The following is a 20,629-nucleotide window of genomic DNA, read 5'->3' as shown; positions in this document are numbered from 1 at the left end:
TACCGCGTGCGGTACATGGTACCGCACGCGGTACGTGGTACCCTAGCGGTTTTGGCGGTCGTTTACCAGACTCGTCACCACGGACGGGTCGGCGAGCGTGCTCGTGTCGCCGAGTTGGTCCGGAGCGTTTTCGGCGATCTTGCGCAGGATTCGGCGCATGATTTTGCCCGAGCGGGTTTTGGGGAGGCCCGGCGCCCATTGCAGCAGATCGGGTTTCGCGATGGGGCTGATCTCCTGAGCCACGAATTTGATGAGCTCTTTTTTGAGTTCGTCGGATGGAGTAACGCCTGTGTTCAGCGTCACGTAGGCGTAGATCCCTTGGCCTTTCACGTCGTGAGGGTAGCCGACGACCGCGGCCTCGGCGACTTGCGGATGAGCGACGAGTGCGCTTTCGACTTCGGCCGTGCCCAAGCGGTGCCCCGAGACGTTCAAGACGTCGTCCACGCGGCCCGTGATCCAATAGTCCCCGTCCTCATCGCGACGGCAACCGTCCCCCGTGAAGTAGTAGCCCTTATAGGCGGAGAAGTAGGTCTCTTCGAAACGCGCGTGATCGCGGTAGACCGTGCGCATCTGCCCCGGCCACGAGTCTTCGATCACGAGGATGCCTTCGCCGGCGCCCGTGATCTCGGCCCCTTCGGAGGTCAGGAGTTTCGGACGCACGCCGAAGAAAGGTTTCGTCGCCGAGCCCGGTTTCAGAGTCGTCGCGCCCGGAAGCGAGGTGATCATCATGCCGCCCGTCTCGGTCTGCCACCAGGTATCCACGATGGGGCAGCGACCTTCGCCGACCACGCGGTGATACCACAGCCACGCCTCGGGGTTGATGGGCTCGCCCACCGTTCCCAGAACGCGCAGGGATTTCCGCGACGTTTTCGTCACCCAGGAGTCGCCCTCGCGCATCAACGCGCGCAGGGCCGTGGGCGCCGTGTAGAAAATCGAGATCTTGTATTTGTCGACGATGCGCCAGAGGCGGCCGTGATCGGGATAGTTCGGCACGCCCTCGAACATCACCGAGGTCGCGAGATTCGCAAGCGGTCCGTACACCATGTAGCTGTGTCCGGTCACCCAACCGATGTCCGCCGTGCACATGTAGACGTCGTCCAAGCGGTGATCGAAAACGTACTCGTGGGTCATCGCCGCGTAAAGCAGATAACCGCCCGTCGTGTGCAGCACGCCCTTCGGTTTCCCCGTCGAGCCCGAAGTGTACAGAATGAAGAGCGGATCTTCCGCGTCCATCGGCACGGCCTCGCATTCGGCCGAAACGGTGCCCCGCTCTTCGTGCCACCACAGATCGCGGCCCGTCTCGAAATTCACCGATGTCCCAGGCCCGCCCGCCGTCGCGACGACAAGAACGTTCTTCACCGTCGTCGTTTTCTTCAATGCGGTATCGACGTTCGCCTTCAAGGGAATCACCTTCCCCGCACGCCGACCTTCATCGGCAGTGATGACGAAAGATGACTCGCAATCGTTGATCCGATCCGAGATCGAATCCGGAGAAAATCCACCGAAGACCACCGAGTGAATCGCACCGATCCGCGCGCAGGCCAGCATCGCCGCCGCCGCTTCGGGAATCATGGGCATATAGATCGTGACCCGATCGCCCTTCCCCACGCCGTACTTCCGCAGCACGTTCGCCATCCGGCAGACGTCCTCATGCAGCTCACCGTAAGTGACCTTGCGGCTGGGTGCATTCTCCGCGTCGGCCTCCCAGTGGAAAGCGACGCGATCTTTGTGCGCGGGCAAATGACGATCCAGGCAGTTGTAAGCGACGTTGAGTTTTCCGCCGAGAAACCAGCCGATGGAGACCGGCTTCTGAAAGCTCGTCTTCTTCACCGCGTCCCATTTCTTAAACCAGTGCAGCCGCTCGGCCTGCTTCGCCCAGAAGCTTTCCGGGGCGCGCACGGACTCGGCGTACATCCGGTCGTAGGTTTCTTTGGTGATCAGGACGTTGCGGGCGAAGGCTTCGGTCGGCGGAAACGTCTGTTGAGTGCTCATCGAGTAAAGAGTCTAGACTCCCCCTCGCGTTTGTCATGATGCGCGGGGCGAAGGTCAATTTTGCCGGAAAGAGTCATCGCTCCCCTCACCTGAAAAGACGACACGCTAGCCATTTCTAACACGTCGAAGGCTCGCGAATGGGGTACACGGCCTCCATCTCGAGGAGGGGAAAATCATGAAATTGACTCTGATGACATTGATCGCGGCCTTCGGTCTTTCGGCGCAAGCCGTTCCCGTGAAAAGCTGCCCGCAGAGTTTGAACCTGCTGGTCGGGACTCCCGATATCCAGAAGGGCTACGCGAAACCGGGTTTCGACGCATTCTTCGCGAACGACCACGTCGTGACGTCGGATTTGAAACTCGTCCGCACCGCGAACAGCGAGTGCTACTACGAGAGCGACCTCCGCGACGGCGGCGCTTACCAAGCGACGCTCAAAGGCTCATTGCGCGCGAACGCGATCGCCCCCGCGACCCTCGTAACTTATATGCGCCTGCCGATCGCCTCGAAACGCAAAGACTCCCCCGTCGATGAGCTCGTCGTCTATTTCCGTGTCGCCAAGCTCTCACCCACCGAAATCCAAGTCGCCCCCACCGCCAGCATCTACCGTGTCGGCGAAATCTGCAGCTACGGCGACTGCAGCAGCGACTACGTCTATCTGGGGATCTTCACCAACGTCGACGTCGAAGCCCGCTAAAAGGTAGCTTCTACCTTCTGGAAAGTACCTGCTACTTTCCGGAAGGTAGATGATACCCCCAAAAGAAAAGGCCCGGTTTCCCGGGCCTTTTTGCGTTTTTGGATCTGTTTCGTGGAACCTTAGTTCACGTCCTTGTAGTCCGCGTCGATCACATCGTCGCCGCCGGCACTCGCGCCTGCGTCGGTCTGCGTGTCTTCGCTTCCCGGAGCCGCTCCGCCGGGTTGTCCGCCCTGAGCGCCCGCATTTTTATACAGCTCTGCGGTCACACGGTGCGAAACCGTTTGCAGTTCTTCGGTCGCCTTCTTCAGGTCCGACACCGAAGCCTGCTTGTTATCAAGGACGACTTTCGCCGCATCCACCGCCGCGTTCAGCGTCGTCTTGTCGCCTTCGCTGAGGTTCGGCGTGTCGCTGACGAGTTTCTGCGTTTGGAAGACCATGCTATCCAGCTGGTTGCGGGCCGAAACCGCTTCGAGGCGCTCTTCGTCCTCTTTACGGTGCGCTTCCGCATCGTTCACCGCGCGCTTGATCTCTTCTTCGGAGAGACCCGACTGCGCCGTGATCTTGATATTCTGCGACTTCCCGCTCGACATATCTTTCGCCGAGACGTTCAGAATCCCGTTCGCGTCGATATCGAAAGTGACTTCGACCTGCGGAACTCCGCGAGGAGCCGGCGGAATGCCTTGCAGCTCGAAGCGTCCCAAAGTCTTGTTGTCCGTCGACATCTTACGCTCACCCTGCAGGACGTGGATATCCACGGCCGGCTGGTTATCTGCCGCGGTCGAGAAGACCTGCGACTTGCGCGTGGGAATCGTGGTGTTGCGCTCGATCAGCGGAGTCATCACGCCACCCAAAGTTTCGATCCCGAGCGACAGCGGAGTCACGTCCAGCAGCAGGACGTCTTTCACGTCACCCGCCAAGACCCCACCCTGCACCGCCGCGCCCACCGCGACGACTTCGTCGGGGTTGACGGAACGGTTCGGCTCTTTCCCGAAGAAATCCTTCACCGCTTTTTGAATGGCGGGGATACGGGTCGAACCACCGACCAGGACGATCTCGTCGATCGCGCCTTTCTCGAGGCCCGAATCCGCGAGCGCCTTCTTACAGGGCTCGATGGAGCGTTTCACGAGGTCGTCGACCATCTGCTCGAACTTCGCGCGCGACAGTTTGATCTGCAAGTGCTTGGGACCGGTTTGGTCCGCCGTGATGAACGGCAGATTGATTTCGGTCTCTTGCGCGCTGGACAGCTCGATCTTCGCTTTTTCCGCCGCCTCTTTCAGACGTTGCAGCGCCATCTTGTCGTTCTTCAGGTCGATGCCCTGATCTTTTTTGAACTCCGCGATGAGCCACTCGAGGATGCGGATATCGAAGTTGTCCCCACCGAGGTGCGTGTCCCCGTTGGTCGCTTTGACTTCGACGACATTGTCGCCGACTTCGAGGATCGACACGTCAAACGTACCGCCACCGAAATCGTAAATCGCGATCTTCTGTTCTTTCTTCTTGTCCATGCCGTACGCCAGAGCGGCGGCCGTCGGCTCGTTGATGATCCGCTTCACGTCCAGACCCGCAATGCGGCCGGCGTCTTTCGTGGCCTGACGTTGCGAATCGTTGAAGTAAGCGGGAACCGTGATCACCGCTTCGGTGACGGGTTCGCCGAGGTAATCCTCTGCGACCTTTTTCAGTTTACCCAGAACCGCCGCGCCGATCTCTTCGGGCGAGGCTTGTTTGCCGCCTTGAATTTTGAAGGCGATGTCATTCCCTTTTTCAACGACGCTGTAGGGAACCAGTTTCACTTCTTCCGCGACCTCTTGGAAGCGACGGCCGATGAAACGTTTTGCCGAGAAGATGGTGTTCTCGGGGTTGGTGACCGCTTGGCGTTTCGCGATCTGACCGACCAGGCGTTCGCCGTCTTTCGTGAAAGCGACCACCGACGGAGTCGTGCGCGCGCCTTCTTCGTTCACCAGAACTTTGGGCTCGCCGCCCTCCATGATGGCCACGCACGAGTTCGTGGTCCCCAAGTCGATACCGATAATTTTACCCATGTTATGCTGTTCTCCTTCGAATCAAAGAGCGCTTCAGGAGCGCCTCTCGTTCGTGTTTAAATTGGGTGCGAGTCACGCTTCGTCAAGTCGGGCTTCTTCTTATTTCTTCCGGCCCAGGAATCCAAACATGGACCCGCCGCTTCCAGAGACGTTTACGCCCCTTTTTTCAGCAATTTGACGGAGAAGCTGCTCTTCGTCTTTGTCCATTTTCGTCGGGAAGTCGACCTCGACCGTGTAGTAGAGGTCACCCCGGCGCGAACCGCGCAGCGAAGGGACGCCTTCGTTCGGCACCTTCAGGCGATCACCAACCTGGGTGCCCGCCGGAACCGTCACGGATTTCAAGCCCACGACGACCTCGGCTTCGACTTCCGCGCCGAGCAGGCACTGCAGATAATCGAGCTTCAAAACGCCGAAGAGATGATTGCCTTCACGCTCGAAGCGATTGTCTTCCTTCACCGCGACTTCGACGTACAGATCGCCGGCGGGACCGCCGCGATAGCCGCCTTCGCCTTCGCCGGTCACGCGCAGACGCGTGCCCGTGTCGACCCCCGCGGGGATCGTGAGCCGGATCTTGCGATCCTGCTTGCCGCGACCGCTGCCCTTACAGGTTTTGCAAGGATGTTTGATCACGACGCCTTCGCCACGACACGCGTGGCAAGTCGCCGCCATCTGGAAGAAACCCTGTTGCTTCACCACCTGGCCACGGCCGCCGCAGGTCGTACAGGTCTGCGGTTGCGAGCCTTTTTCCGCGCCCGAGCCCGAGCACGAGTTGCAGTTCACGTCGGTCTCGAACTCGATTTCGCGCTCGACACCTTCGATCACTTCACGCAGCGAGATCTCGGTCACGTAGCGGAGGTCGGCTCCGCGGCGGGGACTCGTGCGGTTCTGCGCGCGGCGCTGACCGCCTTGCCCGCCCATACCGAAGAAGTCGCCGAAGATGTCCGAGAATTGATTGAAGATATCGTCGACGTCTTGGAAACCCGCACCGCCGCCGCCCTGCTGGAAAGCCGCATGACCGAAACGGTCATACTTCGCGCGTTTATCGCTGTTGGAGAGAATCTCGTAGGCCGCGGCGGCCTCTTTGAATTTCTCTTCGGCTTCTTTGTCGCCCGGATTTTTATCGGGGTGAAATTGCATCGCCAATTTGCGATACGCTTTTTTGATGACGTCGCCGTCGGCCGTCTTTTCCACGCCCAAAATTTCGTAATAATCGCGAGTGATACGCATGCCTCGCTAACATGGGATCTGGCCCACGGAGTGTCAAGTTCCCCCGGGGGTGGAAAAACACGAAATTTGCCTGAAATTAAGGCGGGTTACCGTTGATTCTCGCGGATGCGGGCCCGGATGGCCTCGACGATCTTCGGGTCCTCGCCCGCCGCCTCCAGATTGCGCGCGAGCAGCTCGGCCATTTCGCGTTGCCCCGCCTGCGTGTACAGGCGCCCGGCCAAGACGTGCACCCAATCGGGAGCCCCATTTTGAGCCGCGACTTCCACGAGCCGTGCCCCTTTCTCGAGGTCTTTCTCTTCGTAGATCGCGTGGTAGGCCGCTTTGTAACTGATTTCCCAATCGGTGGGGAAACGCGCGACCGCTTTATCGAAAAATTTCGACGCCCCCTCGATATCCGAGATGATCACCGTCAACGCCATACTGCCGGCCGAATAGGCCATGCGGAAATAGGGCGAAAGATCGGTGATCACTTCCAGCACTTGATACAACCAGCTGCCCGAGCGGCAATCCCGCTGATTCACCAGCTTCTCGCAGTAATCGAAATCCTGAAGCGAACGGATCCAGAGCGCGTCCGCGAGGATCTCTTTGTGACCGAAGGTGAAGTACTGAATGTCACGAGGGGGTGCGATGAGTTCACGCGGTCTGTCGGCCGCGGTCCGCAATTCCGTACGTGACAACGCGAGCCCGACAATAAGACCCGCCAAAATGAGCCCCCACCCCAAACCCGCACGGAGTTTCGCGGAGCTCATCAATAAAAAAGAGCGGCCGGAGCCGCTCTTTTCTTTCGCTGATTGCACAGAGGGGCCAATCTCGCTCAAGGCTTAGTCGCCTTCCACTGTTCCGTCGTTGGGGTTCAGCAGGTTTTTCGATTGGTTGATCGTCCAACGGTCGTTTTCGGTATCCGCCGCATTCGAGATCAGGACCGCACGAGCTTCCGCAGTGAAGGTCGCGAAAGACGGCTCTTCCAGCTCACCCGCGACTTCCGGCGGATCTTCGCCCGTCGCTCCTTGGAGCGTGAAGCACTCGACCGTACTGTCGGCCTGAGCCGTGAGAACCGGGCAGCGTGCCAGCGAGCTCACCGTGCCTCCGGGAGTCCCCTTCAGCGTGGTGTACTGAGTATTCGCGGCCGCGGTACCACCGATACCAATATTATAACGAAGCTGACCTTCCGGAGAGAAGCCCATCGCTTCGAACGAGTTCGTATAACCTTGGAACTCGACGTAGAAGTTTTTATTGAACGTGTAGAAGGAGCTTAGATTCACTTTCGCTTCCGATTGACGCGACTTCGCGATGAACGAGTTCACCCGCGGAACGGCCATCATCGCAAGAACCCCGATGATCGCCACGACCACCATCAGCTCGACGAGCGAGAAACCCGCTTGTCCTTTTGTGCCCATTTGTCTCTTCATCTAAACCCCCTGCCCTTTTTGCTAAATTTTGAGATCAAAACTTCGCCGCCCCAACAATCTGCGCAGAATTTTTGATCAGACGACTACAGTTTGCACATTTTTTTCACCTAAACCAAGCGAATGCTCAGACGTGTTTCACACTGGGACGGACGTCTGCTTCGTGCGCTTCGTTCTCGGACCCACTCATCGGAAGTCGGGGTTTGTCCCTCAAGAGCGAAGTCCACTCGTCTTGACATTTTCCCAAGCGCGCCCACATTGCGAAACAGATTATGTCACGGCCTACCCGATTGAGGTGACCTCGACGAAGGGCCGGGACTTCCGCGGGCGCCGGGAACGCGCCCCGGGCCGTCGTGACCCGGACGGAAATTTGGGTCAAACTGAGAGAGGCATGCAGCACAATTCTCGAGTCGAAGATCTTAGACTGGATAACTCGCACATCCCTCAGAAATACGAGGGAGGGGGCGGCGAACGCGACGGCGACGACGATCACACTTCGGGCGATATTCGCAGTGTCGTCGACACCGCTCCGCGCGTCGAGACGCCCCGACTGTACAAAGTGCTGCTTTTGAACGATGACTATACCCCGATGGACTTCGTCGTCGAAGTTCTGAAACGTTTCTTCGCGAAGAACGAAGAAGCCGCGATGAAGATCATGCTGGATGTACACCAAAAGGGTTCCGGCATCGCGGGCGTCTACTCGCTCGAGACCGCCGAAATGAAAGTCATGCAGGTGAATCAGTTCGCCCGCCAGAATCAGCATCCCTTGAAGTGCACTCTCGAACCCGAATGAAGGGAGACGTCGATGTTAAGCCGTGATCTGGAACGTCGGATGGCCGAAGCGGCCGAGGATGCGAAACAGTCGCGTTGCGAATTCGTGACGCTCGAACATATTTTGATGGCGCTGACGAACTCCGCATCCGCGCAGCAGATCTTCACGGCCCTCGGCGTGGACGTCACCCGTCTGAAGACGGATCTGCGCGACTCCATCAAAAAGAATTGCCCGCAAATCACGGTCGAACAGCTCTCCGCCTACGGTGGGTACGAGACTTGGCAGCCCGAGTTCACCCTCGCCTGCCATCGCTTGATCCAGCGCGCGGCCCTGCAGGTCCGCAGCGCCGGCAAAACGCAGATCTCGGACGGCCACCTGCTCGTCGCCTACTTCTACGAACAGGACAGCTTCGCCGTGCACGCGCTTTCGCGCCAAGGCGTGACCCAATTCGACGTGATCAACTACATCTCGCACGGAATCGAAAAAGACGGCGCCGACGAAGGCCCCCGCGCGATCCCCGGCCCCGACGGTGGCGGCAAAGAAGACATCGACGGACTGCCCCAGGACGAAAGTAAAAATTCGCCGCTGGAAAGCTTCTGCACCAATCTAAATGAAAAAGCAGAATCCGGCAAAGTCGATCCCCTGATCGGCCGCGCGGACGTCCTCGAACGCGTGATGCAGGTCCTTTGCCGTCGCACGAAAAACAATCCGCTCCTGATCGGTGAACCCGGCGTCGGCAAAACCGCCATCGCCGAGGGGCTGGCCGCGCGCATCGTCGCGAAAGACGTGCCCGAGGCGCTCGCCGATAAAGTGATCTACTCGCTGGATTTGGGTTCGCTGCTGGCGGGCACGAAGTTCCGCGGGGATTTCGAAGGCCGGATCAAGGGCGTCCTGAAAGAGATCAAAAAACGCAAAAACGCGATCCTCTTCATCGACGAAATTCACACCATCGTCGGCGCGGGCTCCACCAGCGGCGGCTCGATGGACGCGTCGAACCTCTTGAAACCCGCGCTCGCCAATGGCGACGTGAGCTGCGTCGGTTCCACGACCTACACCGAATTCCGTCAGCACTTCGAAAAGGACCGCGCGCTCAATCGGCGCTTCCAACGCATCGACGTGAAGGAGCCCTCGCTCCCCGAAGCGATGGAGATCCTGAAGGGCCTGCGCAAAAGCTTCGAAAAGCACCACAACGTCACGATCTCGGACGACGCCATCACCGCGTCCGTCGAACTGTCAGCCAAATACCTGACCGGCAAGCTCTTACCGGACAAAGCGATCGACGTCCTAGATGAAGCCGGTGCCGACGCGCGCCTGAAGGGTCGTGCGGGCGTCACGATTTCCACCCGCGAAATCGAAGAGACCATCGCGCGTATGGCGATGATTCCCGCCAGCACCATTTCGGCGAACGAGCTGGATCAGCTGAAAGATCTCGACCGCAAACTCAAGTCCGTCATCTACGGACAAGACGAGGCGATCGACCGTCTGGTCGCCGCGATCAAGTTTTCGCGTTCGGGTCTGGGCCGCGACAACAAACCCATCGGGACCTTCCTGTTCACCGGCCCCACGGGCGTCGGAAAAACCGAAGTCTGCCGTAAACTCGCGGACTTCTTGGGCGTCCCGCTGACCCGCTTCGACATGTCCGAATACATGGAAAAGCACACCGTCGCGCGCTTGGTGGGAGCGCCTCCCGGATACGTGGGTTTCGAAGAGGGCGGTCAGCTGACCGAAGCCGTCACGAAAAGCCCGTACACGGTTCTGCTGTTCGACGAGATGGAAAAAGCGCACACGGACGTCTACAACATCCTCTTGCAAGTGATGGACGCCGGACGCCTGACGGACGCGAACGGCCGCACGACCGATTTCCGCAACGTGATCCTGATCATGACGTCGAACGCCGGCGCGGCGGAAGTCGCGCGCGGAAGCATCGGCCTGGTCGAGACTCCGCGCTCGGGACTTTCGATGGAAGCGCTGAAGAAGAACTTCGCGCCCGAATTCCTGAACCGTCTGGACGCGATCGTCACCTTCAAAGATTTGGACGAAGGCATGGTCCTGCGCGTGGTCCACAAGTTCATCGAAGAGCTGCGCACGCAGCTCGTGAAAAAGAACGTGGAGCTGAACGTCAGCGCGGAGGCCGCGCAGTGGCTGCTGAAACGAGGTTACGACAAGGTCTACGGCGCGCGGCCCATGGCGCGCGCGATCGACGAACACATCAAGCGCGCGATGGTGGATAAGCTCCTGTTCGGAGATCTCGCCAAAGGCGGACGTTTGTACGTCGACGTGAAAGACAATCAGCTCACGATCGAGACCCAGACCCTCGAAACGGTCCACTAAAACCATCCCTTCACGGAAAACGAAGTATCCCTTCGCCCCTGATGAATCAAAACGGCTTTAACGAGCCGTTTTGATTATGATTTTTTGATTCTGTGGACCTTGACGAAACCCACGTGATACACAATTTTATAGCGACTTGTAGGAGGTCCTTGAATGAAATGGTTCAAACGCGTTGGTTTGTTCCTGTTAGTGAACGTCCTGGTCATCGTGACGATCTCGGTGTTCTTGAACGTTGTTCTGCCGCTCTTCGGCGTGAATCTGAATCCGTCGAGCATCGGCGGCCTGATGGTGTTCTGTGCCGCTTGGGGCTTCGGGGGCGCGTTCATCTCGCTCTTCATGTCCAAGATGATGGCGAAGTGGATGATGGGCGTTCAGATCATCAATCCCAATTCCGCGCAGCCGCGTGAGCAAGAGCTCGTGCAGATGGTCTACCGCATGGCGCAGGCCGCGGGCCTGAAGAAGATGCCGGAAGTCGGCATTTACGACAGCGATGAGGTGAACGCCTTCGCGACCGGACCTTCCCGCAACAACTCCCTGGTCGCGGTTTCGACCGGACTGCTGAACAAAATGTCGAAGGGCGAGGTCGAGGGCGTCATCGGTCACGAGGTCGCCCACGTCGCAAACGGCGACATGGTCACCATGACGCTCGTCACGGGGGTCGTGAACTCGTTCGTCCTGTTCTTCTCGCGGATCGTGGCGCGCGTGATCGCGAACTCGGTCGACGAGAAAATTTCGACCGTCGTCTACTTCGCGTGTACGTTCCTGTTCGATATCGTCTTCACGATCCTGGGCTCGATCGCGATCGCCTACTTCTCGCGTCTGCGGGAGTACCGCGCCGACCTGGGCGGAGCTCAGTACGCGGGCCGCGACAAGATGATCGCGGGACTGCGTCGTCTGCAGTCGCTTTACCCCCAGATGACGCCGGACAACGGCGGCATGGCGACCATGAAGATCTCGAACAAACCGGCCGGGGTCATGGCGCTGTTCAGCACGCATCCCCCGCTGGAACAGCGGATCGAACGCCTGCAGAACGCGGTCATCATTCGTTAATCGCGTCTTAACCGGCCAAATCGAAGAAAGGGTCCTCGCCAGAGGGCCCTTTTTTCATATCCGCGCTTCCCACCCTTGTGACCCCGCTCCCCCCGGTCTATCCTTGAAGGGATGCGCAATGGACTCTGCAAATCTTCTTTTTTAGTGCTGTCTTTCTTGATCCTGGGATCGGGACTTTCACTGTACGCCGAGAACGGCGTCCGCATTCCCGCCGCCCTTCTCCCTATGGATCCCCACGTCGGCCACGGCGAAGCGCCCCTCGCTTTTCTGAACTGGTCCCCGAGCGAGCGGCCGTCGTTCGTTCTGCCGCAGGCCCGGGAAGTCGCTTCGGTCGCGGAAGACGCGTCGTCGATCTTTCCCGACATCCACGTCGCCAAAGCCCGCCGCGCGAAACTCGACGCCTACCGCCGGGCGCTCACCCTGGGCAATCAAGAGGCCTGCCCCGAATTTCAAAAACTCGCCGAGGATGCGGACTTCAACCGCCGCGAATTCGCGAAGCTGCGCTTTTGGACTTTGTGCTCGGCGCTCGTGAAGCCGACCGACAATTTGAACGATGTGGACGTCGCGCACTTCCCGGCGCTGCAAGCGCTGAAAGACGACGCCGAGATGGTCGTGACCGAACGCCAAGAGAAGTGGCCCCGTTACCTCGAGCTGCTGTCGGCGAAAATTCGCGAGAACCGCAATCTCCGTGAAAAAACCCAACAGCTCGAAATGGCCGTGCAGATCGCCGAGACCAAAAACCTGCCCGAGGAGGCGAAGCGCCTACGCCACGACCTGGAAAAACTCGCGCCGCGCTTTCTGAAAAATCCGCAAGCCGGCGACTACCTCGACGTCGGCCAGGATCTGATCCAAGCGCGCGAGTTCGCGAAAGGTCGCGAGTACCTGCGCAAAGTCATGACCTCGAAGTTCGCGAAGTTCAATGACCAGCGGCGCGCGTTCCAGGCGCACCGCAACTCGTTCAAGGTCGAACAGAATAAACCGCAGCATCTGGAAGAATCCGAAAAGTACTACGACTGGCTCGTGAAGAACAAAGAGTGGATCCTCGCCTTCGACAGCGGCCTTTACTGGGTGCGCGCGCTGTGGACCGACGGCCAGAAGGCCAAAGCGCAAAAGGCGATGTCGCGCATGGAAAAGCTTTTCGCGAAGCGCGGGGCGCGACTGTTCGAGATCGAGTTCATCCGCGGCCGCATGGAAGAAGAAGACGCGAACTTCGCGAAAGCGCTGGCCCACTACGAAAAAGCGCTCGGTCTTTCGAACAAAGCCTCGCGGGTGAAAATCGAAGCGTCCCGCGCGTGGGCGCTGCGCCGCCTGGGTCGGGACATCGAGGCCGCCGCGGCTTTCGAAACGCTGGCCGCGAACGCGCCCGAACCCGGCGACCAATTGCGCGCCCGCTTCTGGCAGGGTAAATCGCTCGCGAAGGCGGGCCAGGGCGAACGCGCGCAGCTCGTCTTCCGCCAAGTGGCTTTCGACGATCCCGTCGGTTATTACGGACTCATCGCCTTTCACGAACTGCAACACGTGATCCCGCCGATCAACGCCTCGCGCGCGGACAGCTTGAAAGGCTGGAACGCGCTTCGCGAAGAGCTCGAAAAAGCGAAGTCCGCCGCGAAACTCGACGACGAGATCGCCAGCAGCGCGCAGACCGTGACGGGCGACGCCGTCGCGCTAGATCCAAACTTGCACGACCCGAACCTCAGCGGTGCCGCTGGACACGGCGGAACCCAAGCGGTCGCGGACCCGAATGTGAAACCGGACGTCGGCGCGGTGGAGCCCACGGCAACGACCAGCTCGGAGCCGCCTCCGGCGGGCAAGGTGTCGGAGCCGCCTGCAGCGGGCAAAGCTTCTGAGCCGCCTCCGGCGGCTCGTGGACAAACGGCGCTCCCGACGGGCGCGGTGGCGCCCGGACTCGCGACGCGTGAGACCGCGGCCGAGGCCCCGGCCAAAACCGCGCTGCGCTCTTTGACGATCGACGAGAAGGTGTGGATCACGGATCTGCACTTGATGGGCGAAAAAAAGATCCTCGAAAAATATCTGGACGGACTCGCGCTCGAATCGCGCTGGGACTACACGACCGAGCAAGGTTTCGAGCTTTTGAAATCTTACGCGCGCGCGGGGCTTTACCTGCCGCTGTTCGCTACCATCGGCAAGATCGAAAAGTCGCAACGCGAAGCTTTACTACTGAACCATCCGGAGCTGCTGTTCCCGATGGACTACGCCCCGACGATCAAATCGGCGGCGCACCGTCAGGAAATCCCGGCGGAACTCGTGTTCTCGATCATCCGCCAAGAGTCGGCGTTCGACCCGAACGCGCGCAGCTTCGCGGACGCGATGGGCTTGATGCAGATCCTGCCGACGCAGGCGAAGAACGTGGCGAAAGAGCTCGGCATCGCGTGGAGCGGGCACGACGATCTTTACCGGCCCGATTTGAACATCCCGGTCGGCGCGAAGATGCTGCGCCAGGGACTCGACCGTTACGACGGGAACTTCATCCTGGCGATCGCGAGCTACAACGCCAACGACCGCGCGATCAAAGGTTGGCTGAAGTCGCGCTTCCGCGAGGACCCCGTCGAGTTCATCGAAGAAATCGCCTATGAAGAGACTCGCACTTACGTGAAGCTCGTTCTGCGTAACTACATCTTCTACAAAAGACTCGCAAATCCCGAGATGGCGCTGGCTTTCCCGCCGGAGTGTCTACCGGATCTGCAAAAATTCAAACATTCCGCGGGCGATCAGAGCGCTTCTCTCTGATCGAGGCACTCGCCGCGATTCATTGACATTCTCATTCGTCTTTCACGAAACGCGCCCGGAAGGCGCGTTTCGCGCTTCAGCGCGCGCTCGGCCCAGCTGACCCCGCCGCGCCGACGGGCGTGTCGCCTGCCGGGCGACTTTCGTGTCTCATCGCAATTTGATGCGCACCTTTTCCGAGCGAATATCGGTTACACAAAAACGCGCGCATTCCCGAATTAAGACGGAGTTGTGAAGGCTGTCGCAAAGTTCGTCGACGGAAAATCACAACTTCGACACTGGATCATTCTGTTTCGATCCGTTTTCCCTTCTGAAATTGGCTATTTAGTCGAGCCACTGGTCACCCCGACCATGGCCCCCTCCTTGCTCTATAAAGCGGTAACTGCTGTCGGGTCGTGGACGATCCAGGGGGCTTCAAGTGAAAGACATTCGGATTGTGGTTGTGGTTGCGGTGAGCTCGATTGGCCTTCTGGGTATGGGATCGCTCGTGATGAAGCGTCAGACCTTCGATCACGGCGTGAACGTCACCGAACAAGTGGCCGATCAAGGCGAACGCCCCCTCGACTTGGCCGATAAAGGTCAGAAGTCCCAGAAGCCCGTGATGGAGCAAACCGTCGCCCTGAACGATCCGGCGATCAATCAAGCCTGGGGCTTCAAAAAATCCGAAGCCGCGAAGGCTTGGGAAATCTCGAAAGGTTCGGACCGCATCGTGGTCGCCGTCATCGATACGGGCGCCGATGTCGATCACGAGGACCTCGCGCTCAATATCTGGAAAAACGAAGGCGAAGTCGGCGTCGTGCAAAACGACTACTGTAAAGGTATGCCCGAAACGAAAGCCCTCTCGATCAAAGAATGTAACAAGTCGATCAACGGCATCGACGACGACGGCAACGGTTTCAAAGACGACGTGCACGGCTGGAACTTCGTTTCGAACAACGGCGACCTGACCGACAACCACGGTCACGGCACCCACATCGCGGGTATCGTCGGCGCGCAGGCCGGTAACGGTAAGGGCATCGCGGGCATCGCCCCGAACGTCAGCCTGATGGTCCTGAAGTATTTCGATCCCAAAGTTCCGAACACCGACAACTTGAAGAACACGATCGAGTCGATCCGTTACGCCATCAAAATGAAGGCGAACATCATCAATTACTCGGGCGGCGGAACCGAATTCTCGGCGGAAGAGAAAGCGGCCATCCAAGAGGCGCGCAACCAAGGCATCCTCTTTGTCGCGGCGGCGGGGAACGAACGTTCGAACTCGGATCACCACAAGTACTATCCCGCCGACTACGGTTTGGATAACATCATCTCGGTCACCGCGATCGATCCCAAGACCGAAGTCCTCTCGTCGTCGAATTACGGCGTCGAAACCGTGGACCTCGCGGCGCCGGGACAAAACATTCTGTCGACTCTGCCCGGCTCGAACTACGGTTACATGACGGGCACTTCGCAGGCGACCGCGTTCGTCACCGGCGCGGCGGTTCTGGTCATGGCGCACCACACGGACTTCTCGGTCGGTCAGGTCAAGAAGTACGTGTTGTCGACGGGTGACTCGAACGCCGCGCTGATCGCGAAGACGCGCACCTCGCGCCGTCTGAACCTGTACAAAGCGCTCACCATGCTTGACGCGGGCGTGACCGCTTCGGGCGTCGCTTCGGCCTCTTCGACTCAGTCCTACACGATGGACGCGGGTCAAGGGATGGAGCCCACTTCCAAAATCGCGACTTTCGGCAAATCGCTGATGGACGCGCTCGGCGGCGAGTCGAACGCGGGCAACCGTCTGGGCGAGACGCAATAACGGGACCAACGGGATCTGGCGCGATTTTCCACTCGCGCGAACGTCTGCTTGAGGGCGCGCTTCACCCGGTCTAAAACGACGGAAGGAGGACGCGCCCTTGGCTTTTCCCAATCGACAATTCATCCACGTTTCGGATCTGCATTTTGGCCGTACCGACGAGCGTATCATCGCGGCGTTTGAGCGCTTCATCGCACGGGCGCAACCCCAATTCGACGTCGTCCTGATCACCGGGGACTTCACCCAGCGCGCGACCCTTCATCAATTCCGCGAGGCCGCCTCTTTCTTGCGCCGTCTGGACGTACCGCACATCGTGGCGATTCCCGGCAACCACGACATGCCGATGCATCTGCCTTTTCTGCGGTTCCTCACGCCGCTTTCGCGTTACCGCCGCTATATCGCACCGCTGGTAAAGGACGTTTTCGAAGACGATGAGATTTTGGTTCTGGGACTGAACACGCAAGACCGCTGGTCCGTGAAGGAAGGGCGACTCTCGAACAAGCAGATCTCGCGCTTCGAGATCGGTTATCCCGAGGTCGCGAACGATCCCCGCTTCAAAATCGTTTTGACCCACCACTCGATGTTCGAATCGAAAATACTTTTACAAAAGTACGACGAACGCCGCGAACGCGTGCTCGCGATGAAGCCGCACCTGATCCTGTCGGGGCACAATCACCGCTTCGGCGTCTTCCGCCGCGCGCACGATCCCAATGAGCTCTTCCCGCTCGAAATCAAAGCCGGCACCGGCGTTTCGGTGCGCACGCGTGAGGAGCCGAACTCGTTCAACGTGATCGAGCTGCGCGATGACGAAATCCACGTGCAGGTCTACGACTACGACGCCTCGGCGGGCGACTTCCGGCGCACGCAGGACCGCAGTCAAGTGCTGCGCGGAAATCCCGCCAGCCCCGCCCCGGTGCCCGGAGGCGAAGCGGCGGCGTTCACGGATAGCGAAAGCTAAAGGATTCTACGACGGCGGCGCCGTCTTCACTTAACGCGTGGACCGACACAGTCCTTGGCTCTGGAACAAGATGCGGGCGCCATCGGCGCTCGTCTCGTAATAGCGGACGCGCAGGGGCGGCCCCACGGGCGTGACCGGCTCTTCCGGAGTGGGGGTCGGCGTGGGCTCGGGCCAAGGATCCGAGCCCGGCGGACGGTCGTCGTCCCCGCGACACTCCGGCGGCGGCTCCATCCCGGGCGGAACGTCGCAGGGATCGTCTTGACGACATTCCGGCGGAAGCTCCATGCCCGGCGGCAGATCGCAGTCGACCGCGTTCGGAGCCACGATCCAAAAAGGCCGCCACAGATTTTCACCGGGCTCTTCGGGAAGTTCGATGGGCTCTTCCTGATCGGGATTCACGACCGCTTCGGGCGGACGCGGCGGCCACGGGCCCGCGATGAAGTTCGCATTCTCGTCGACCGTTTCGAAATGCAAAAGATTGAGTCCACCCGAAAAGCTGTAGCGTGCGGACACCGTAAAGCAGCCCGCGCACGCGGCGTAGGTGAACGAACTCACCTCGGGCTCAAGTCCCATGTCGTTGTCGGCCATGCCGAGCCACACCCGCGCGGGCGCTCCGGGGCCGGCCAAGGTGAAACCCACGACCTCTTCACCGCGCTCGCCGAGCGCGCAAAGATAATCCGCTTTGATCCGCGTGATGGGAGTTTCGGTCGGCGCCTGTGCCGCAGAAGAAAGGCTCGCACTCAGTGCGAAAACGAGGACCCAAGCCTGGTGAATTTTGCCCCTGAACAAATTCATGCCCAAAAAGCTGTCACCAAAAGTCGGATAACTCAATACGTCCCTTGAAAAAGAGGTGCAGACCGAAGGTGATAAAAAGAAGCGACGCGCCGATGCCGGCGAGGTTCTTCAAACTCGGTGTCGTTAAACCCAGCAAAATCAATAGACCCGAGACCGCCCACGGCGAAATTTTGCGAATCCGCGCCCAATGAACGCGACTCAGCGCAGTCTTCACCGCAGGATGTTTCGACAGCCACGCCGCCGGTCGCTTCAGGCGCCCTCCGAGAACGCGATGCAGCATCTCGTCGGCAATTTCATCCTGAGGCTGCACGTCCTTGAGGTCGCGGTATTTTTTGAGCGCGTAAGGCAACGCCTGCAGATCTTCACAGCGATGCACGAAGGCCATATGTTTGGCGAGGTTGTCGTAATCGCCCATGAGCTCTTGCCACGCGCGCACGAGGCTCGGCAGCGCTCCCGTCTTCGCGTCGAGCGGCAGATTCTCGAGCTGGGCGAAGATGACGCCGCAGCGACCGCACTGCGCGCTGCCTTTCGCGTTGAGCGTATTGCACTTCGGGCACGACTTCACGTCGAGCGGACGCGTCTCGGTCACTTTTTCCGAGGGGAGAAGTGCCGCTTTGACGATTTTCGCTTTCACATTGAGCGGATTTTCCGCGGGGTACGCGAAACCGAAAGTCGTCTCGCAAACCAGGCAGTCGAAGTGCGGCTCGCTGGATTTGATGTCGCGGGTGTCGATCCTGTAGAGCTTCTGACAATGCGGACACCGTGTTCGCAGGAACAAGGGGTGCAGATAAGTCCGCGATTTTGAGAATTTCGGAAGCTCGAGATTTTCCAGTTTCGTACTCCGAAGGAAGCTTGAGTTTGGAGGGTCAAGACCCTACCTTGAAGGCCATGCCTCAGATCATCGTGCGTCTCGGCCTCTTTTTCAAGAATTATCGCTGGTCAATTCTGTCGGGATTCATGATGGGAACCTCGTATATCCCGCTCCCACCTTGGGCTCTGGCGTTTTGCTGGGTGCCCTTGTGGCTGGATCTCCGTCATGAAACCTCACTGAAAAAAGTGTTCTGGAAGGCATGGGTCGCGCAGTTCATCCTGTCGCTGATCGGCTTTCACTGGATTGCTTACGTCGCCCACGAATTCGGCTATCTTCCCTGGCCCATCGCGATTCTTGCGCTGCTGGGCTTTGCGAGCTTCGTGCATCTTTACATTCCCTTTGCGTGCCTGCTCGCGAAGTGGATCGACTCGAAGTGGCCGCTGCGCGCGGGCGCGCTCTTCGTCCTGTTCGCCGTTTTCCAAAACGCGGGCGAGACGCTCTGGCCCTCGCTCTTTCCGTGGAACTTGGGTTACCCGCTTCTGTGGGCCGAGTTTCCCATCTTCCAATTCGCCGACGTCGTGGGGTTTTTGGGGCTGAGCCTCGGCCTGCATCTGGCGAACGCCTTCATCGCCGGCATGATTCGCCGTCGTCCCCATCATCTCTGGGTGGGCGGTGTCGGTGGGCTCGTGCTTCTGTTCGTCGCGTTGAACTTCTGGGGCCAGCAGCACGGCGCGCCCTGGAAAACCGGTGCGGACAAAACGCTGCGGGTCCTGCAGGTCCAGGCGAACATCGGGAACCTCGAAAAAGTCATGGCCGAAAAGGGCGCGGGCTTTCAAGCCGACATCAAGGACCGTTACTTCCGCCTGACCCGGCAGGGCCTCGCGCAGAACGGAAACGTCGATCTGATCGTCTGGCCGGAAAGCGCGTATCCGGATTTTCTGGGCGCGCACAATGCCCATCGCTACTACAACAGCGAGCTCGTCAAATTCGTGCAAGAGATCCAGATCCCGATTCTGACCGGCTCTTACGCGAACGATCTTCCCGGCGCGGCGAATCGCCGCGAGTACAACGGCATGTTCCTTTACCAACCCGACGGCACGCCGCTGTCGCCGGGTTATCACAAAACCTATCTGCTCGCGTTCGGCGAGTACGTGCCCTTCGGCGAGATGTTCCCTTACCTCAAAAAAATCAATCCCGGCGGTCCCGGCTTCGGTCGCGGTTCGGGCCCCACGCTCTTCCAGTACGGCGAGCTGAAGATCGGTCCGCAGATCTGTTACGAAAGCCTGTACCCCGATTTCACCGAGGCGCTCGTGCGAAAGGGCGCGGAAGTCCTGGTCAACCTGACCAACGACTCTTGGTTCGGTCCCGGCTTCGAACCGCGCCAGCACATGATCATGACGCTCGCGCGCGGCGTGGAGGCGCGTCGTCCGCTCGTGCGTTCGACGAACACGGGCATAACCACCGCGATTCTCGCCGACGGCACGCAGCTGCAACGTTCGCCGACCTTCGAAGAGTGGGCCTCGGTCTTCGAGATCCCGTATCGCACCACCACTCACCAAACCTTCTACATCCGCTACGGGGCGTATTTCCCCGTGGTGCTTCTGCTGATCGCCCTCATCGCCGGACTTGCGGGACGCCGAAAGGAACCCAAGTTTTAATTTATGAAAAATGAAATCAAATCACCTGAACTGAACGAACTCGATTGGCCCGCGGTGCTCGGCCGCATCGAAGGCTTCGCCACGAGCGGCACCGCGAAATTGCAAATCGCCCAGCTCGGTCCCTGCCGCTCCAAACTTGAAGCCGAACGGGCGCTGCGGAAAGTTTTCGACGCCGTCGAGATCCTCTCCACCGGCAAACGCCCCTTCATGGAAAGCCTGGACTTCTTCGAACCCTGGTACGCGCGCGTGAAAAAGCGCGCGGTCTTAAGAGTTCTCGAAATTCGCGACGTGCGCACCTTCTGTCTGGAAATCATCGCGCTCGATGAAGTCTTGAAAGAATCCCGCTCGGAGTGGGC

16 protein-coding genes are annotated in these 20,629 nt (G+C 59.5%); 9 read left to right on the top strand and 7 right to left on the bottom strand.

The features are described from left to right. Positions 1-42 precede the first annotated feature (42 nt). Positions 43-1,992, bottom strand: a complete 1,950-nt coding sequence (gene acs, locus KF767_16870) for an acetate--CoA ligase (GenBank protein MBX3019563.1) — start codon at positions 1,990-1,992, stop codon at positions 43-45. Positions 1,993-2,167: 175 nt separating this feature from the next. Here acs and KF767_16865 point away from each other — a divergent pair, with 175 nt between their 5' ends. Beyond that, positions 2,168-2,686, top strand: a complete 519-nt coding sequence (locus KF767_16865; protein ID MBX3019562.1) for a hypothetical protein — start codon at positions 2,168-2,170, stop codon at positions 2,684-2,686. Positions 2,687-2,805: 119 nt separating this feature from the next. Here KF767_16865 and dnaK read toward each other — a convergent pair whose 3' ends face one another. The 4 genes from dnaK to KF767_16845 all read right to left on the bottom strand — a co-directional run bounded on the left by dnaK (position 2,806) and on the right by KF767_16845 (position 7,361). Next, on the bottom strand, positions 2,806-4,725 hold the full coding sequence (dnaK, locus tag KF767_16860) for a molecular chaperone DnaK (GenBank protein ID MBX3019561.1): 1,920 nt from the start codon (positions 4,723-4,725) through the stop codon (positions 2,806-2,808). A gap of 99 nt (positions 4,726-4,824) precedes the next feature. Beyond that, complete coding sequence (gene dnaJ, locus KF767_16855) at positions 4,825-5,952, bottom strand: molecular chaperone DnaJ (protein MBX3019560.1); 1,128 nt, start codon at positions 5,950-5,952, stop codon at positions 4,825-4,827. Positions 5,953-6,038: 86 nt separating this feature from the next. Further along, positions 6,039-6,533: a hypothetical protein gene (locus KF767_16850; protein MBX3019559.1), complete on the bottom strand. Its 495-nt coding sequence runs from the start codon at positions 6,531-6,533 to the stop codon at positions 6,039-6,041. 240 nt (positions 6,534-6,773) lie between these two features. Continuing rightward, positions 6,774-7,361, bottom strand: a complete 588-nt coding sequence (locus tag KF767_16845; protein ID MBX3019558.1) for a prepilin-type N-terminal cleavage/methylation domain-containing protein — start codon at positions 7,359-7,361, stop codon at positions 6,774-6,776. Positions 7,362-7,749: 388 nt separating this feature from the next. On the opposite strand from KF767_16845, the gene clpS reads away from it, so the two are divergent. The 6 genes from clpS to KF767_16815 all read left to right on the top strand — a co-directional run bounded on the left by clpS (position 7,750) and on the right by KF767_16815 (position 17,009). Continuing rightward, positions 7,750-8,151, top strand: coding sequence for an ATP-dependent Clp protease adapter ClpS (clpS, locus tag KF767_16840; protein MBX3019557.1), 402 nt, complete (start codon positions 7,750-7,752; stop codon positions 8,149-8,151). A 12-nt stretch (positions 8,152-8,163) separates the two neighbouring features. Further along, entirely contained in the window at positions 8,164-10,461 is a 2,298-nt protein-coding gene (gene clpA, locus KF767_16835; protein ID MBX3019556.1) for an ATP-dependent Clp protease ATP-binding subunit ClpA, read from the top strand. 153 nt (positions 10,462-10,614) lie between these two features. Beyond that, positions 10,615-11,511, top strand: coding sequence for a protease HtpX (gene htpX / locus KF767_16830; GenBank protein MBX3019555.1), 897 nt, complete (start codon positions 10,615-10,617; stop codon positions 11,509-11,511). A gap of 111 nt (positions 11,512-11,622) precedes the next feature. Beyond that, positions 11,623-14,259, top strand: a complete 2,637-nt coding sequence (locus tag KF767_16825) for a transglycosylase SLT domain-containing protein (protein MBX3019554.1) — start codon at positions 11,623-11,625, stop codon at positions 14,257-14,259. Between the two features lie 472 nt (positions 14,260-14,731). Beyond that, positions 14,732-16,054: a S8 family serine peptidase gene (locus tag KF767_16820; GenBank protein MBX3019553.1), complete on the top strand. Its 1,323-nt coding sequence runs from the start codon at positions 14,732-14,734 to the stop codon at positions 16,052-16,054. A 97-nt stretch (positions 16,055-16,151) separates the two neighbouring features. Then, positions 16,152-17,009, top strand: coding sequence for a metallophosphoesterase (locus KF767_16815; GenBank protein ID MBX3019552.1), 858 nt, complete (start codon positions 16,152-16,154; stop codon positions 17,007-17,009). A 30-nt stretch (positions 17,010-17,039) separates the two neighbouring features. Here KF767_16815 and KF767_16810 read toward each other — a convergent pair whose 3' ends face one another. Next, complete coding sequence (locus tag KF767_16810; protein MBX3019551.1) at positions 17,040-17,804, bottom strand: hypothetical protein; 765 nt, start codon at positions 17,802-17,804, stop codon at positions 17,040-17,042. Positions 17,805-17,817: 13 nt separating this feature from the next. Beyond that, complete coding sequence (locus tag KF767_16805; protein MBX3019550.1) at positions 17,818-18,582, bottom strand: hypothetical protein; 765 nt, start codon at positions 18,580-18,582, stop codon at positions 17,818-17,820. A gap of 110 nt (positions 18,583-18,692) precedes the next feature. On the opposite strand from KF767_16805, the gene lnt reads away from it, so the two are divergent. Continuing rightward, the gene (gene lnt, locus KF767_16800; protein MBX3019549.1) at positions 18,693-20,273 is read left to right on the top strand and encodes an apolipoprotein N-acyltransferase; all 1,581 of its coding nucleotides are present in this window, start codon (positions 18,693-18,695) and stop codon (positions 20,271-20,273) included. Between the two features lie 3 nt (positions 20,274-20,276). After that, positions 20,277-20,629: endonuclease MutS2 (locus KF767_16795; GenBank protein ID MBX3019548.1), on the top strand; the 353-nt coding region annotated here is incomplete at its 3' end.

This window comes from Pseudobdellovibrionaceae bacterium, from assembly GCA_019637875.1.
Lineage (GTDB): Bacteria > Bdellovibrionota > Bdellovibrionia > Bdellovibrionales > Bdellovibrionaceae > JAHBUW01.
This window is presented reverse-complemented; position numbering and strand designations above follow the sequence as displayed.